Consider the following 15,091-nt stretch of genomic DNA (forward strand, 5'->3'; position numbering starts at 1 on the left):
TTCCTTGCCGCCCTCATGCCTCAGAGCAACGCACGTGCATAGCGTTCCACCGCGAAACCGACGAGCAATCCGCCCGGATATTCCAGCACCGGTCGCTTGATCATCGAAGGTTGGGCGATCATCAGCGCACGCGCCTTGGCGGCATCCAGATCGGTCTTGTCGGCGTCGGGCAGTTTCCGGAACGTGGTACCGGCGCGATTGAGCAACACCTCCCACCCTTCCAGCGCGATCCAGCGATCGAGCCGCGCGGGATCGACGCCTTCGATCTTATAATCGTGGAAGACATGGGCGACGGCGTTGGCGTCGAGCCAGGCTCGCGCCTTCTTCATCGTGTCGCAATTCTTGATTCCGTAGAGTGCGATCGTCATGTCGCCCCTAGTGGAGGAAACGGCCGAGCGTCACAACCGGCTGGAGCTCCAGTCCCAGCGCGCGATAGAAACCGATCGCCGCATCGTTGCCCTCGCGCACCATCAGTTGCAGCTTGGGGCAGCCGCGCGCGCGCAGCCAGGATTCGGCCGCCGCGATCAGGGCGCGGCCATGCCCCTGTCCCCGCGCCGCTTCGGCGACGGCGAGATAATAGACCCAGCCGCGATGCCCGTCTTCCCCCACCATGGCCGTGCCCAGCAGCGTGCTGCCGTCGCGCAGCACGAGCACGGCAGAGGTTGCACCAGCCACCGCCCGATCGAAATCGGCCCGGGGATCGTTCCACGGCCGCGTCAGTTCCGCGGCCTGCCATAGCGTAACCACGGCCTCACGATCGGCCGCACCTGCTTCTTCGATATGCATCGCGGCAGCCTATACCCGCACGCGCGCTGCGCCTATCCCCGCTTGAGCGCGAGCAAGGCCAGGGCCGCGACCAGCGAACCGCCCGCCATCCCCAGCGCGACGACGGGCAGCCCCAGATTCATCGCGAACAGCAGCCCGGCGACGATCGGGCCCAGCGCCGCGCCGCCGCGGCCCACGCCGATCACGAAACCGGTGCCGGTTCCGCGTGCCTCGGTGGGGAAGCTCTGCGCGATCAGCGCATACATGCCCACTACCCCGGCATTGGTGAAGAAACCGGCGATCCCGGCGATCAGCGCAAGCCCGGCAAGATCGCGCTGCCCCTGCCCGAACAGCGCGACCATCGCCGTCGCCGCCACCAGCGCCGCGACCAGCAGGGCGCGCAGCGGCAACCGCCAGCTGAGCATGCTCAGCAGCACCGCGCCCGCGAGCCCGCCGACATTGGCCCACACCAGCACGCCGGCCGCCTGCGAGGCCGGATAGCCCATGTCGACGACGATCTTCGGCACCCATTTGATGATGAAGTAGAAGGTCATGATGTGGCAGAAATAGGCGATCGTCAGCAGGATCGTCGTGCGCGCCAGCGGCTCCGAAAACAGCTGGGCGAGCGGCAGCTTCGCGCCCGCCGCACGGCGCGGCGGCAGCGCCTCGATTGCCCCCTGCCCCATCCGTGCCAGCAGCCGGTTGGCGCGCGCCAGGGCATTGGCGGGCTGGCGCTGGAACAGATAGCGGACCGATTCGGGCATCAGCCACCACACCAGCGGCAGGCACAGTGCCGTCGCGCCCGCACCGAACAGGAACACATGGCGCCAATCGCCGCCGACCAGCAATTTCGCCGCGATCGATCCGCCGACGATCGCGCCGACCGGATAGCCGGATGCCATCAGCCCCACCGCCAGGCTGCGGGTGCGGGCGTTGCCGAGTTCCGCCGCCATCGCATTGGTGCAGGCGAGCATCCCGCCGATGCCGAGGCCGGTGAACAGGCGGAAGACGGACAGCATCTGCACATTCTGCGCGAACGTCGCCGCCAGCATCCCCGTGGCCATGATGCCCAGGCACAGCAGGATGGCAGGTCGCCGCCCGACGCGATCGGCATAGGCCCCGAGCACAACCGAGCCCAGGGCCATGCCGATCAGTTCCATCGACAGCACCAGCCCCAGCGCCGCGCGATCGATGCCCCATTCGGCAGCGATGCCCGGTGAGGCGAAGCTGATCGCCAGCACGTCAAACCCGTCGAGCGCGTTGAGCAGCAGGCAGAGCAGGATACCCGAAACCTGTGTGCGGCTCAGCGGCGCTTCGTCGAGCCGCCGCAGAATTTCCGACGACTCCGCCATGTTCAACCTCTCCTTCGGGCGTTTTCGCCCCTGTTGTCGTTCGTCAGGCGGTAAGCATCAGCGCATCGAGCGCCACCACCCCTTCACCCACAGGGTGCACCACCACCGGGTTCAGGTCCACTTCACGGATCGAGGGCTCGGCGATCAGCACCTGCGCCAGCCGTGCGATCAGCGCCGCCACGGCGGGCACGTCCAGCGCCGGGGCGCCGCGCCAGCCGCGCAGGATCGCCGCGCTCTTCAGCTGGTGCAGTTCGCGTTCGATTGCCTCCTGGGTAAGGTCGCACGGCAGCAGCCGCACGTCCTGCAGGATCTCCGCCGTCACCCCGCCGAAACCGGCCAGGATCACCGGCCCCCATTCGGGATCGCGCTTGGCACCAACGATCAGCTCCACGCCGCGCTTGCCCATGCCCTCGACCAGCACGCCGTCGAGCGTCAGGTCCGGCCGGTGCCGCGCGACGTCACCGTGCATCTTGCGCCAGCCGGCGCGCAGCGCGCCCTCGTCGGCCAGGTTCAGCACCACGCCGCCGGCATCGCTCTTGTGGCTGAGCTCGGCCGATTGCGCCTTGAGCACGACCGGATAGCCGATCTCCCCGGCGATCTGCACCGCCTCGTCCGCGGTGCGCGCAAAGCCGCCCTTGGGAAAGGGCAGGCCCAGCGGTGCCAGCACCGCCTTGGCGCGATATTCCGGCACCACCCCGCCCAGCGGCAGGCCTTCGCACGACAGCGGCACGGCATCGCTCGTGCTAAAGTCGCGCGCGGCCTGGCGCGACAACCGCGCGATCGCGCGGAACACCCGCTCGGTCGAACCGAAGCACGGCACCCCCGCCGCGCGCAGCCGCGCGATATTCTCCGCCCCCAGCGGCGCGCCTTCGTCGAGCCCGGCGAAGATCAGCGGGGTGGTCAGCGATGCTTCCTCCACCGCGCGCAGGATCGGCGGCAGCTTGATGCCCACCGTCGCCGCATCGGTAAGGATGATGCCCGCGACGATCGCCCCGAAGCGATCGTCCGCCCCCAACGCCCGGAGCAGGCGATAATACATGTCGGGCTCGACCAGCCCCTGCGCAGTGATGTCGAGCGGGTTGCTGACTCCAACGAAGTCCGGCATCGCGGCGCGCAGCGCCGGCGCATTGGCATCGTCGAGCGCCGGCAGCGTGACGCCCAGTTCCTCGCACAAATCCAGCGTCAGTGCCTTGAACGCCCCCGATTCGCCCAGCACGGCGGCGCCGCCGCCGGGCAGCGCCGGGCAGCGCGCGGCGATCTCGGTGATGTCGCCCAGTTCCTCCAGCGTCTCGGCGAACACCACGCCCGCGCGCTCCACCATCACCCGCATCAGCTGATAGTCGCCGGCCATCGCGCCGGTATGCGTCGCCGCCGATTCGCGCGCGGCGCTGCTCTTGCCAGGATGCAGCAGCACGACGAGCTTGCCCGCCGCCCGTGCCTTGCGTGCCGCCTCCAAAAAGCGCTGGGGCTTGCGGAACTGCTCGACGATCATCGCGATCACCTGCGTGTTCGGATCATCGACGCAATAGTCGACATAATCCTCGACGCCGCTCGCCGCCTCGTTGCCGGTCGACACCGAAAGCGTGACCGGCAGGTCGCGGCTGAGCAGCATCGTCGCCAACACCGCCGCCATCGCCCCGCTCTGCGAAACGATGCCCACGCCCTTGCCGGGGCCGCGCTCCGGCACGATCGTCTCGACGAACGTCAGCGGCACCCGCTCGACATAGTTGACGAGGCCCAGGCAGTTCGGCCCTTCGATCACCATCCCCGCCTCGGCGGCGATGCGGGCGATCTCGCGCTGGTCGGCAAGCCCCTGCTCGCCGCCCTCGGCGAAGCCCGCCGAGAAGACGATCGCCGCCCCCACCTTGCGGGCGGCGAGCGACCGGATCGTCTCCACCACCCCGGCGCGCGGAATGGCGAGCACCGCCGCGTCCACGCCCTCCGGCAGCTCCTCGACCGAGGGCAGGCAGGGCCGCCCGCCGATCGTCTCGCGCTTCGGGTTGATCAGGTGGATGTCGCCGGCAAAACCGTTGCGCTCCAGATTGGCGAGCACCGAGGCGCCGAGCGCACCCGGCTTGTCCGAAGCGCCAACGATCACGACCGATCTCGGCCGCAACAGCCGGTCGAGCGCAAGGCCGCTGGCGGCCTGGGTCGGGGCGAGCGTATCGACGGTCATCGGTGCCCTCCCCTGGCTCAGGCGTTCTGCTTGGACTTGTCGTACGCGCCGAGGCCCGGCTTGTACGTCTTGTCGTCGATGAACTGCTTGATGCCTTCCTTGCGGCCTTCGTTATCGTAGCTGTTGGCCGCTTCCTGCGCGCGGATCAGATAATCCTCGGCATTGTCATAGGTCATCTCGCGCACGCGGCGGATGGCGTCCTTGGTTGCCTTCAGCGCCACCGGGTTCTTGGCGAGCAGCACCTTCGCCACTTCCTCGACGCGTGCCTTCAGCCCGTCCAGCGGCACCGCTTCGTTCACCAGGCCCCATTCGGCCGCCTTCTTGCCGCTGATATTCTCGCCCATCATCGCGTGGTACATCGCGTTGCGGAAGCCGGTCAGCTCGGCGATCACCTTCGAGGCGCCGCCGCCCGGCAGGATCCCCCAGTTGATCTCGGAAAGGCCGAACTGCGCCTCTTCCGCCGCGAAGGCGAGGTCGCAGCCGAACAGCGGGCCATAACCGCCGCCGAAGCACCAGCCGTTCACCATCGCGATGGTCGGCTTGTGATACCAGCGCAGGCGCCGCCACCAGCCATAGGCCTCGCGCTGCGCGCCGCGGGTGGCGCCCAGGCCCTTGGCCTCATTCTCGCGGAAATATTCCTTCAGGTCCATGCCGGCGGACCAGGCAGTGCCTTCGCCGCTCAGCACGAGCACACCGACATCGTCGCGATATTCGAGTTCGTCGAGCACTTCCATCATCCGGCGGTTGAGCCGGGGCGACATGCAGTTGCGCTTGTCGGGCCGGTTGAAACGTACCCAGGCGATGCCGTCTATCACGTCATAGGCGACGGTGGCGGCTTGGATCGGATCGGTCATGCTGCTTTGCCTTTCTGAAAAATCGCGCGTCATTCGACGCTGTAGAAATCGATGATCACATGGTCGGGGCGGCGGATGCCGCGCGCGACGAACACGGTGCGCGCCAGCCAGGCGTGCGGCCCCTCGGCCACCTCGAAGCGCGGCGTGGTGCGGAAATAATAGGCGTCGGGCTCGATGGGCTCGTCCTGCGCCAGCCGGGCGGTAACGGCTTCGCTGGCCACCCGTACGCCAGGGTTTTCGATCGCGATCACCGTGCCGTCCTCGGCCCGCAGGAAATAGCGGGCGAGCACGCGGGTAACGCCGCCCGGCAGGATCGTCTGCCAGTCGCCACCGCCGGGGAGGACGATACCGTTCAGACGCGGCCCGACGATGCGGCCGCCGGTGATCGCGATGAAACGGGCGCGGCCGCCATCCACCTGTCCGCGCTCGACGGGGGGCGCGATCTGGACCCGGGCCGAAAAGGCGAAGGCAAGGCCGGGCGGCGGTGCCGACGGCAGTACCGCAACGCCCTGCTGGGGGCCGGAGAGCGGGCGCATCGCTCGGCCCTCAGATCGGGAAATGGCCGGGCTGGGTCTCGAGCGTGATCCAGCGCAGTTCGGTGAAGCTCTCGATCCCCGCCTTGCCGCCGAACTTGCCATAGCCAGACGCCTTGACGCCGCCGAACGGCATCTGCGCCTCGTCGTGCACGGTCGGGCCGTTGACGTGGCAGATGCCCGACTGGATCTGCCGCGCCACCCGCAGCCCGCGCGCTGCGTCTCGCGTGAAGACCGAGGCAGACAGGCCATACTCAGTATCGTTGGCGAGTTCGATCGCGTGCGCCTCGTCGCGGGCGCGGATCACGCCCACCACCGGGCCGAAGCTCTCGTCGCGGAACAGCTTCATCGCCGGCGTCACCTTGTCGACGACATGGGCGGGCATCAGCACGCCGTTCGCGGCGCCGCCGTTCACCAGCACCGCGCCCTGCGCCACGGCATCCTCGATCAGCCCCTGCACATGCGCCACCGTCTTGGTATCGACCACCGCGCCGAGCGGCGTCTTGCCCTCGCGCGGATCGCCCACCGCCATGGTCGCCACCTTGGCGCGGAACTTCTCGACGAACGCATCGGCGACTGCATCGACGACGATGATCCGCTCGGTCGACATGCAGATCTGGCCCTGGTTCATGAACGCGCCGAACGCGGCGGCCTTTACCGCTTCGTCCAGATCGGCATCGTCGAGCACGATCAGCGGTGCCTTGCCGCCCAGTTCGAGCACCACCGGCTTCAAATTCTGCGCGCACCGCACCGCGATGATCCGCCCGACGCCGGTGGAACCGGTGAAGTTCACCCGCCGCACCGCCGGCGCATCGATCATCGCACCGACCACCTCGCCGGCATCCTCCGGCGCGTTGGTGACAAGGTTGACGATGCCATCGCCGAAGCCGGCCTCGATAAAGGCCTCGACGATCAGCGCATGGGTGCGGGGGCATTGCTCGCTCGCCTTCAGCACGACGGTATTGCCGCAGGCGAGCGGCACCGCGATCGCGCGGGTCGCCAGGATGATCGGCGCGTTCCAGGGCGCCATCGACAGCACAACGCCCGCCGGCTCGCGCACTGCCATGGCGATGCAGCCCGGCTTGTCGCTGGGGATCACTTCGCCGCTGATCTGGGTGGTGAGCCCGGCGGCCTCGCGGATCATCGAGGCGGCGAGCATCAGGTTGAATCGGGCCCAGCCCTCGGTCGCGCCGATCTCCGCCATCATGGCATCGACGAACGCGTCGGCGCGGGCCTCCATCGCGGCGGCCGCCTTGGTGAGCAGCGCCCGGCGGGCATTCGGCCCCTGCGCGGCCCATGTCGGAAAGGCAGCCTGCGCCGCCGCAACGGCGGCCAGCGCGTCCTCGGGCGTCGCCGCCGCGGCGCGGGTGGCGACATCGCCGGTAACCGGATTACGGCGCTCGAACTGGCGCGCAGCGGCGCGCGCGGCACCGCCGACCAACAAGGTGACTTCGGTAGCGGACATCAACCTCTCCGTCCTCTTCATTATTGTTATGGATCATAACGTTTATGAAGCAGACGGCAAGAGGAGAATTGCGCGGGGACCACCAACGAAAAAGGCGGCCGCTTGCGCGACCGCCTTCCGTGTCGATTCTCCGACGAACGCCGATCAGGCGGCTTCGTCGAAATCCTCGTCGCTGACCACCGGGCCCGAATCCTGGCCCTTGGCGGAAACGTCGCGATCGACGAACTCGATGATCGCCATCGGCGAGGCGTCCGACGCGCGGATGCCGGCCTTGATGATGCGGGTGTAGCCGCCGTTGCGATCGGCGTAGCGCGCTGCCAGCACGTCGAACAGCTTCACCAGCTGCGCATCGTCGAGCAGGCGGGCATGGGCCAGACGGCGGTTGGACAGGCCACCCTTCTTGGCGAGGGTGATCAGCTTCTCGACGTACGGGCGCAGTTCCTTCGCCTTGGCGACGGTGGTGGTGATCTGCTCGTGCTTGATGAGCGCTGCGCTCATGTTGCGGAACAGGGCAATACGGTGAGCCGAGGTACGCTGCAGCTTACGACCGCCTACGCGATGGCGCATGATATCTTCCTTCGTTCGTTAAGGGGCCGTTCGACGGAACCCCAGACCAGGCGGTGCAAGAACGGGCCACCGCCCAAAACCCTCAAAAAAAGCCGAGGAAGGTCAGGGCAGTCCTGACGCTTCCTCCGACGGAACATGGGCTCAGCCCATGATCTCCTGTTCGAGCTTCTTGGCCATTTCCTCGATATTCTCGGGCGGCCAGCCCGGGATTTCCATGCCCAGGCGCAGGCCCATGCTGGAGAGGACTTCCTTGATCTCGTTGAGCGACTTGCGGCCGAAGTTCGGCGTGCGCAGCATCTCGGCTTCGGTCTTCTGGACCAGATCGCCGATATAGATGATGTTGTCGTTCTTGAGGCAGTTGGCCGAGCGGACCGACAGTTCGAGCTCGTCGACCTTCTTGAGCAGGTAGCGGTTGATCTGCGCGGCATCGCCTGCGCCACCTTCCGCCGGCGCCGCTGCCGGCACCATGCCGACCGGAGCCGCACGGGTGACCGACGAATCGTCGAAGTGGACGAACAGCGCCAGCTGGTCCTGGAGAATACGCGCAGCATAGGCCAGCGCATCGTCCGGAGTCACCGTGCCGTCGGTCTCGACGGTCAGCGTCAGCTTGTCGTAGTCGAGCTCCTGGCCGACGCGGGTGTTCTCGACCTTGTACGAAACCTGGCGGACCGGGCTGAACAGCGCATCGACCGGGATCAGGCCGATCGGCGCATCGGCCGGGCGGTTCGCGGTGGCAGGCACATAGCCCTTACCCACGTCCGCGGTCAGTTCCATGTTCAGCGTCGCGCCGTCGTCGAGGTGGCAGATCACCAGCTCGGGGTTCATCACTTCGATGTCGCCCGAAACCGCGATATCGCCCGCCTTCACTTCCGCCGGGCCGGTGGCCGACAGCTGGAGACGCTTCGGGCCTTCGCCCTGCATCTTGAGCGCGATCTGCTTGACGTTGAGGACGATGTCGGTCACGTCCTCGCGCACACCGGCGAGCGACGAGAATTCGTGCAGCACATTCTCGATCTTGATCGAGGTAACCGCCGCCCCCTGCAGCGACGACAGCAGCACGCGGCGCAGCGCGTTGCCGAGGGTGAGGCCGAAGCCCCGCTCCAGCGGCTCGGCGACGAACGTCGACTTCCGCTTGGGATCGCCACCGGGCTTCTTCTCGAGGCCGTTGGGCTTCTTGAGTTCCTGCCAGTTCTTAGCGTTGACCGACACGGGCTTTCCTCATGTTGGGCGGGGAAGAGGCATTCCCCGCCAGGTAACTACTGCAAGACCGCGAGACCCGCCTCAGGGCCCGCGGCGCAAGCAGGACGTATCAGACGCGACGACGCTTCGAGGGACGCACGCCGTTGTGCGGGATCGCCGTGACGTCCCGGATCGAGGTGATCTGGAAGCCGACCGCCTGCAGCGCACGAAGCGCCGACTCGCGGCCCGAACCCGGACCCTTCACTTCGACCTCGAGGGTGCGGACTCCGTGCTCGGCGGCCTTGCGGCCGGCGTCTTCGGCGGCGACCTGCGCGGCATACGGGGTCGACTTGCGCGAGCCCTTGAAGCCCATCATGCCGGCCGAGGACCAGCTGATCGCATTGCCCTGCGCGTCGGTGATGGTGATCATGGTGTTGTTGAAGCTGGCGTTCACATGCGCGACGCCGGCGGTGATGTTCTTGCGCTCGCGACGGCGAATGCGCTGCGGTTCACGTGCCATTTGGAAGTTCCTGACCTAGAAGCTTGGTGCCTGGAGGCGCGATGCCTCGGGACGAAGAAAGTCGCGCGTTTGCGCCTTACTTCTTCTTGCCGGCGATCGGCTTGGCCTTGCCCTTGCGGGTGCGCGCATTGGTGTGCGTGCGCTGGCCACGAACCGGCAGGCCCTTGCGGTGACGCAGGCCGCGATAGCAGGCCAGGTCCATCAGGCGCTTGATGTTCATCGCCACCTGGCGACGGAGATCACCTTCCACCGTGTAGCCGGCGTCGATCGCTTCGCGGATCTGCAGCACTTCCTGATCGCTCAGGTCCTGCACGCGGCGTTCCGGCGCGATGTTCAGCTTTTCGGTCAGTTCCTTGGCCTTGGTCGGGCCAATGCCGTGGATATACTGCAGCGCGATGACGACGCGCTTGTTGGTCGGGATGTTAACACCCGCAATACGTGCCATGAACTATATTCTCCCAGCTCCACAGGGCACTGCATGGCAGCGGCACCCCATCTCGTAGCGTTGCCTTCCGAAATGCAGCGGCACGACGCACGCGATGGAGCGCCGCCGTAAGCTACTGTTCCGGAAGTTGGGCGAGATACGGGGCCGCAGGCGAGCTGTCAAGCGCCACGGAGCCGGAAAATGCTGAACCCTCCTTATATAGCAAGGTTCCCGGCAGGCCAAGCGCGGCGAGCGGTGCGGCGGCGAAGCGCGTCCCGTTTCGGATAGGGGGACGCGGCCAAATCCCCCTCCCGCCTGCGGGAGGGGTTAGGGGAGCGTGCGACGTGGAGGTTCTTTCATGACCGCCGCCACCCGCAACCCACACACGCGCTCCTGCCACCCCTCGCCCTCTACCGTCATTCCCGCGAAGGCGGGAATCCATTCGCCTGTGCGCTGGGGGAAAGAACCGAGACGCCAGCGCCAATGGATCCCCGCCTTCGCGGAGATGACGGCCGTTTGTGATGGAAAGCTTACGCTGAAGCGTGCCGCTTTAGAACCAAGAGCGGCCGATCACTAACGACAGAAATAACGCGAACGCGACCATAAGGCCGAACGAAAGCCAGCTCAGGATCATCCCCGCTCGGAACAGTCGGGGGGTGCGGTCGCGGCGGATACTGAATGGGAATCCGAAGATCACCCCACTCCGCGCGTAGTGCCGATTTACTTGCCAAATGCCGACAATCACGCCCGCCATGAACAGGATGGCGAAAAGCTGATCCCAACGCATGCCATCGCTCCGTACGCTTGCCGACGCATGAAACACGCATGCCGAATGTACGCAAGTGGAGCGGGAGCCGACATAGCGACCACCCCGAATCAAAAAGGGCGGGGTTTCCCCCGCCCTTCCCGTTATCCCTGCCCGTCGAGCACCGCGGCGATCTGCCGAGTCACTTCGTCGATATCGGCCATGCCGTCGACTCGCCGGACCAGCCCCTTCGCCTCGTAGAAGGGCAGGATCGGCGCGGTCTTGGCGCGATATTCGGCCATGCGGGTGCGCACCGTCTCGGCATTGTCGTCGGGGCGGCGCTTGAACTCGGTCGCGCCGCACACGTCGCACACGCCGTCCACCTTGGGCAGCTTGTACTTGTCGTGATAGCCCTCACCGCACTTGGCGCAGGTGAAGCGGCCCTCGACGCGGTCGACCAGCGCCTCTTCGTTGACCAGCAGCTCGATCACATAATCGAGCTTGCGGCCGCGCTCGGAGAGCAGCGCATCGAGCGATTCGGCCTGCGCATAGGTGCGCGGATAGCCGTCGAAGATCGCGCCCGTCTCGGTGTCCGCCATGTCGAGCCGCTCGCCGATGATGCCGGAGACGATCGCGTCGGAGACGAGCTGGCCCGCCTCCATCACTGCCTTGGCCTTCAGGCCCGTCGGCGTCCCCGCCTTCACCGCGGCGCGCAGCATGTCGCCCGTGGACAGCTGCACCATGCCGCGCTCGGTTTCGAGCCGCTTCGCCTGGGTGCCCTTACCGGCCCCCGGCGGACCCAACAGGATGATATTCAACAGGTACCTCCCCTAGAGCATTTTCAAGTTGACCGTTTACGGTCAACGACTCGGAAAATGCGGCAATCAAGAACTAGAGCGTCTTCGCCCAAGGTGAAAACGCTCTTGTGCCGCCGCGCCGATCAGCGCGCGCGGCCGCCCTTGAGCTTCGCCTTCTTGATCAGGTCGCCATACTGGTGGGCCAGCAGGTGCGACTGGATCTGCGTCACCGTGTCCATGGTTACGTTGACAACGATGAGAAGGCTAGTGCCGCCCATCAGGAACGGGATGCTCATCGCGGAGAACGCCCATTCCGGCAACAGGCAGATGATCGTCAGATAGCCTGCGCCGATCACGGTGATGCGGGTCAGCACATAATCGAAATAGAGTTCGGTGTTCTTGCCGGGGCGAATGCCCGGCACGAAGCCGCCATAGCGCTTCAGATTGTCCGCCGTCTCTTCCGGGTTGAAGACAACCGCGGTGTAGAAGAACGAGAAGAAGATGATGCCGGCGGCATAGAGCGACATGTAGATCGGCGAACCGTGGCGGAGCCAGATATTCAGGTTCGCGATCAGATCGCCCCACCAGCTCTCGCCCGTCGTCGCCTGGCCGGCGAACTGGGTGATCGTCAGCGGCAGCAGCAACAGCGACGAGGCGAAGATCGGCGGGATCACGCCGGCGGTGTTCAGCTTCAGCGGCAGGTGGCTGCGCTCGGCCTGCACCCCGCGCGCCGTCTGGCGCTTCGGATACTGGATCAGGATGCGGCGCTGGGCGCGCTCCATGAAGCAGATGAACAGCACCAGCGCCGCAACGCAGACGATCACGAAGATCAGGCGCAGCGGATCGATCGAGCCCGAACGGCCGCTTTCGAACAGCTGGACCAGCGTGACCGGCAGGCGGGCGACGATGCCGGCCATGATGATCAGCGAGATGCCGTTGCCGATGCCGCGGCTGGTGATCTGCTCACCGATCCACATCAGGAACATCGTGCCGCCGATCAGGCTGACGACGGCGGTCATCGTGAAGGCGAGGCCCGGCTCCACCACCGGGCTCAGCCCCTTGGCGGCACCGGCGGCCTGCAGGCCCTGCACCAGGAAATAGCCCTGCACCGCGGTCAGAAGCACCGTGCCGTAACGCGTATACTGGTTCAGCCGCTTGCGGCCGCTTTCGCCTTCCTTCTTGATCGCGGCGAGCTGCGGCGACAGCGAGGAGGCGAGCTGCACCACGATCGACGCGGTGATATAGGGCATCACGCCCATCGCCACGATCGACATGCGCGAGAGTGCGCCGCCGGTGAAGTTGTTGAAGAAATCGAGCACGCCGCCCTGGGTCTGCTGCGCGAGCAGGCCGAGCGCCGTCGGGTCGATGCCCGGCAGCGGCACATAGCTCAGCATGCGGAAGACGATCAGCGCACCGAGGGTGAACCACAGGCGCTTCTTGAGGTCGGTGGCCTTGCTGAACTTCGCCAGATTGATGCTGGAGGCCAGCTGGTCGGCTGCGGATGCCATTTCGTATCTTCGTCCCGGATAAGTGACGGGCGCTCCCCCGCCCTGCGGGGATGCATATAGGGCCTGCGCGCGGCTTGTCTAAGCCCTGTCGCGCGAATCCCGATCGCCCTGAGCTTGTCGAAGGGCCGTTTTTCTGTGGACGAGGAAGAAAGAACGGCCTTTGGGCAAGCCCAGCACGAAGGAAGGCGGAGCCTTGGGAGCCCCGCCTTCGCATTTCGTCAGCCCTGCTTGGCGGCCTTGGCAGCGGCCTGGGCCGTGCGGTGCTTCGCCTTGTGCTTGTCGGCGGCCGGCACGATTTCCGGCACGGTGACGGTGCCACCCGCCTTCTCGACGGCCGCACGCGCACCGGCGGAGACGCCGGCGACGGTGAAGTTCAGCTTCGCGGTGAGCGAACCCTTGCCGAGCAGACGGACGCCGTCCTTGCCGCCACGGGCCAGGCCAGCGGCCTTCAGCGCGGCGTGATCGATGTCGGTGCCGGTCAGCTTGCCCGAATCGACAGCCTTCTGGATCTCGCCCAGGTTCACCTCGGCATAGTCCTTGGCGAAGATGTTGTTGAAGCCACGCTTCGGCAGACGCATGTGGAGCGGCATCTGACCGCCCTCGAAGCCCTTGATCGAGACGCCTTCGCGGCTCTTCTGACCCTTGACGCCGCGGCCGCCGGTCTTGCCCTTGCCCGAACCGATACCACGGCCGATGCGCATGCGGCGATGACGGGCGCCCTGGTTGTCGTTGAGTTCGTTCAGCTTCATGATGTGTGCACTCGCTTTCGCTTTTGTCGCGCGTTGATGGGAAGCGCGGGCTCATAGCGGCGAGCGGGGGGAATGTCGACTCTTGTTTGGGGGAGGGCGCATCGGGCGGGCGAACACCAGCATGCGGAGTTGCATTACCCCCGCTAGCGGGACGTTGCCGGCGGGTAGTTGAAGGATCTTGGACGACGATGAGAATACCTTCTGAGTGCCGAACATGGCTTCTTCTGCCCGTCGTCCTCGCCACCACGGCGTGCGGAACGCAAACGCCGACGAAGACAATGACGATCGACACGGTCGTTGCAAATATCGACGCGCTGAATGGGCAGACGGTACGCGTGTTCGGATACCTCCCCGAGTGCGAGCCGATGTCGTGCGGCTTATACCGAAACAAAGCGGAAGCGGACCAAATCGGCCGTTCGATGAAAGCCATGCGCGTCGCGCTAGACGCCGGAGCTGATGACGTATCAGGCATCAGGATGCCGTTGCATCCGTCGCTCGCAATTGGTGAAGGGCCACCATGGGCGTTCTTCGACTTACGGGCCCGGCTCACTGCAGGCCATTATGCGATTCTCACCGGAAAGATTTCGAACAAGTGTCGCTCGAATGGCAAACCCGTTTGCCTCGATCGAGCTACCGACCTTGAGCCCATCGCGATTCAGCAGGCCGCCGCCCCGCTATAGGAAGGCCCCCGATCACTCGCCGTGTAAGCAAGCTAACTGGGCGACCGACCGGAACCCGAAGATAACGCGATCCCGAGGCGGCCCGCCGCGTCATGCAGTCGTCGATCGCGCGACCACAGCAAGGCATCGGGTGTCAGCCGCACCGACGCGAGCAGGTGCGCATCAATATAGCCGATACCCCGCCCGTACAGCGTTTCTCGGGCGATGAGCGCCAGCACCTCGGCGTCCTCGGCGACGATCGCCTTGGGCAAATCCAACAGCGCGCCGATGATTTCCTCCCGCTGGCGGAGGCTGCCCAGCGCCAGTTCCCCGATCACGAAAGGATGCGCGAGCACTTGTCCTCGGAGGAGCAGTTCCGCCAGCGCAGCGTCTCGGCTGCGGAGATGATCGATCCAGACCGAGCTATCGACGAGGATCAAGCGTCGCCCGCGTCCGAACGGCGACGCGGGGGAAGCATGGCGTCCGGTTCGCTGCCGCCCAGCCGCGCGAGCCGACGGGCACTTTCGCGCTCGATCAAGGCGGTGAGCGCCTCCCGAACCAGCGCCGACTTCTCCCGCAGGCCGGTAAAGGCCTGGGCTTTGGCGACAAGTTCGTCATCAAGGGCAAGGGTCGTGCGCATCATGATGCTCCATCAATGCTATCCTCCTAGCATCGATTGACCCGGCACCCAATGCCGGTGCGGGCGAAGGTCGCAGGTGACGTCCGAGGCACGCCCCCGCCCCACTGACTTCGAACGTTCAGCCAAGCAAATTCAAGGACAAACGAAAAAGGGCGGTG

At 66.2% G+C, this 15,091-nt stretch carries 18 protein-coding genes; 1 reads left to right on the forward strand and 17 read right to left on the reverse strand.

All coding sequences use genetic code 11. The features are described from left to right. Nucleotides 1-20: 20 nt before the first annotated feature. The 15 genes from DD559_RS10605 to rplO form a co-directional block, all read right to left on the reverse strand. Nucleotides 21-368 (reverse strand): ArsC family reductase, encoded by a 348-nt coding sequence (locus DD559_RS10605; protein ID WP_116469145.1) that lies wholly within the window; start codon nt 366-368, stop codon nt 21-23. Between the two features lie 7 nt (nt 369-375). Then, nucleotides 376-786: a GNAT family acetyltransferase gene (locus DD559_RS10610; RefSeq protein ID WP_116469146.1), complete on the reverse strand. Its 411-nt coding sequence runs from the start codon at nt 784-786 to the stop codon at nt 376-378. 32 nt (nt 787-818) lie between these two features. Next, the gene (locus tag DD559_RS10615; protein WP_116469147.1) at nt 819-2,117 is read right to left on the reverse strand and encodes an MFS transporter; all 1,299 of its coding nucleotides are present in this window, start codon (nt 2,115-2,117) and stop codon (nt 819-821) included. Nucleotides 2,118-2,160: 43 nt separating this feature from the next. Next, nucleotides 2,161-4,293, reverse strand: a complete 2,133-nt coding sequence (locus DD559_RS10620) for an acetate--CoA ligase family protein (RefSeq protein ID WP_116469148.1) — start codon at nt 4,291-4,293, stop codon at nt 2,161-2,163. Between the two features lie 17 nt (nt 4,294-4,310). Beyond that, on the reverse strand, nt 4,311-5,147 hold the full coding sequence (locus DD559_RS10625) for a p-hydroxycinnamoyl CoA hydratase/lyase (RefSeq protein ID WP_116469149.1): 837 nt from the start codon (nt 5,145-5,147) through the stop codon (nt 4,311-4,313). A gap of 29 nt (nt 5,148-5,176) precedes the next feature. Further along, nucleotides 5,177-5,683: a DUF3237 domain-containing protein gene (locus DD559_RS10630; protein WP_116469150.1), complete on the reverse strand. Its 507-nt coding sequence runs from the start codon at nt 5,681-5,683 to the stop codon at nt 5,177-5,179. Between the two features lie 10 nt (nt 5,684-5,693). Further along, nucleotides 5,694-7,145, reverse strand: a complete 1,452-nt coding sequence (locus tag DD559_RS10635; protein WP_116469151.1) for an aldehyde dehydrogenase — start codon at nt 7,143-7,145, stop codon at nt 5,694-5,696. Between the two features lie 144 nt (nt 7,146-7,289). After that, entirely contained in the window at nt 7,290-7,712 is a 423-nt protein-coding gene (rplQ, locus tag DD559_RS10640; RefSeq protein WP_115377296.1) for a 50S ribosomal protein L17, read from the reverse strand. 141 nt (nt 7,713-7,853) lie between these two features. Then, on the reverse strand, nt 7,854-8,921 hold the full coding sequence (locus tag DD559_RS10645; RefSeq protein WP_116469152.1) for a DNA-directed RNA polymerase subunit alpha: 1,068 nt from the start codon (nt 8,919-8,921) through the stop codon (nt 7,854-7,856). A gap of 100 nt (nt 8,922-9,021) precedes the next feature. Then, nucleotides 9,022-9,411, reverse strand: coding sequence for a 30S ribosomal protein S11 (rpsK, locus tag DD559_RS10650; RefSeq protein ID WP_019368402.1), 390 nt, complete (start codon nt 9,409-9,411; stop codon nt 9,022-9,024). A gap of 76 nt (nt 9,412-9,487) precedes the next feature. Beyond that, a complete protein-coding gene (gene rpsM, locus DD559_RS10655; RefSeq protein ID WP_116469153.1) occupies nt 9,488-9,856 on the reverse strand; it encodes a 30S ribosomal protein S13 in 369 nt (122 codons plus the stop codon). A gap of 529 nt (nt 9,857-10,385) precedes the next feature. After that, nucleotides 10,386-10,622, reverse strand: coding sequence for a hypothetical protein (locus DD559_RS10660; RefSeq protein ID WP_116469154.1), 237 nt, complete (start codon nt 10,620-10,622; stop codon nt 10,386-10,388). Between the two features lie 122 nt (nt 10,623-10,744). Then, nucleotides 10,745-11,398, reverse strand: a complete 654-nt coding sequence (locus DD559_RS10665; RefSeq protein WP_116469155.1) for an adenylate kinase — start codon at nt 11,396-11,398, stop codon at nt 10,745-10,747. A 122-nt stretch (nt 11,399-11,520) separates the two neighbouring features. Then, entirely contained in the window at nt 11,521-12,885 is a 1,365-nt protein-coding gene (gene secY / locus DD559_RS10670) for a preprotein translocase subunit SecY (RefSeq protein ID WP_116469156.1), read from the reverse strand. A 218-nt stretch (nt 12,886-13,103) separates the two neighbouring features. Then, complete coding sequence (gene rplO, locus DD559_RS10675) at nt 13,104-13,634, reverse strand: 50S ribosomal protein L15 (protein ID WP_116469157.1); 531 nt, start codon at nt 13,632-13,634, stop codon at nt 13,104-13,106. Between the two features lie 278 nt (nt 13,635-13,912). On the opposite strand from rplO, the gene DD559_RS10680 reads away from it, so the two are divergent. Next, the gene (locus DD559_RS10680) at nt 13,913-14,314 is read left to right on the forward strand and encodes a hypothetical protein (RefSeq protein WP_116469158.1); all 402 of its coding nucleotides are present in this window, start codon (nt 13,913-13,915) and stop codon (nt 14,312-14,314) included. A gap of 32 nt (nt 14,315-14,346) precedes the next feature. Here DD559_RS10680 and DD559_RS10685 read toward each other — a convergent pair whose 3' ends face one another. Next, a complete protein-coding gene (locus DD559_RS10685) occupies nt 14,347-14,733 on the reverse strand; it encodes a type II toxin-antitoxin system VapC family toxin (RefSeq protein WP_116469159.1) in 387 nt (128 codons plus the stop codon). Beyond that, nucleotides 14,730-14,936: a type II toxin-antitoxin system VapB family antitoxin gene (locus DD559_RS10690; protein WP_240610213.1), complete on the reverse strand. Its 207-nt coding sequence runs from the start codon at nt 14,934-14,936 to the stop codon at nt 14,730-14,732. The genes DD559_RS10685 and DD559_RS10690 overlap by 4 nt, the downstream gene beginning before the upstream one ends. Nucleotides 14,937-15,091 lie beyond the last annotated feature (155 nt).

Source organism: Sphingomonas pokkalii (genome assembly GCF_003096275.1).
In the GTDB taxonomy this organism is placed as follows: Bacteria; Pseudomonadota; Alphaproteobacteria; order Sphingomonadales; family Sphingomonadaceae; genus Sphingomonas; species Sphingomonas pokkalii.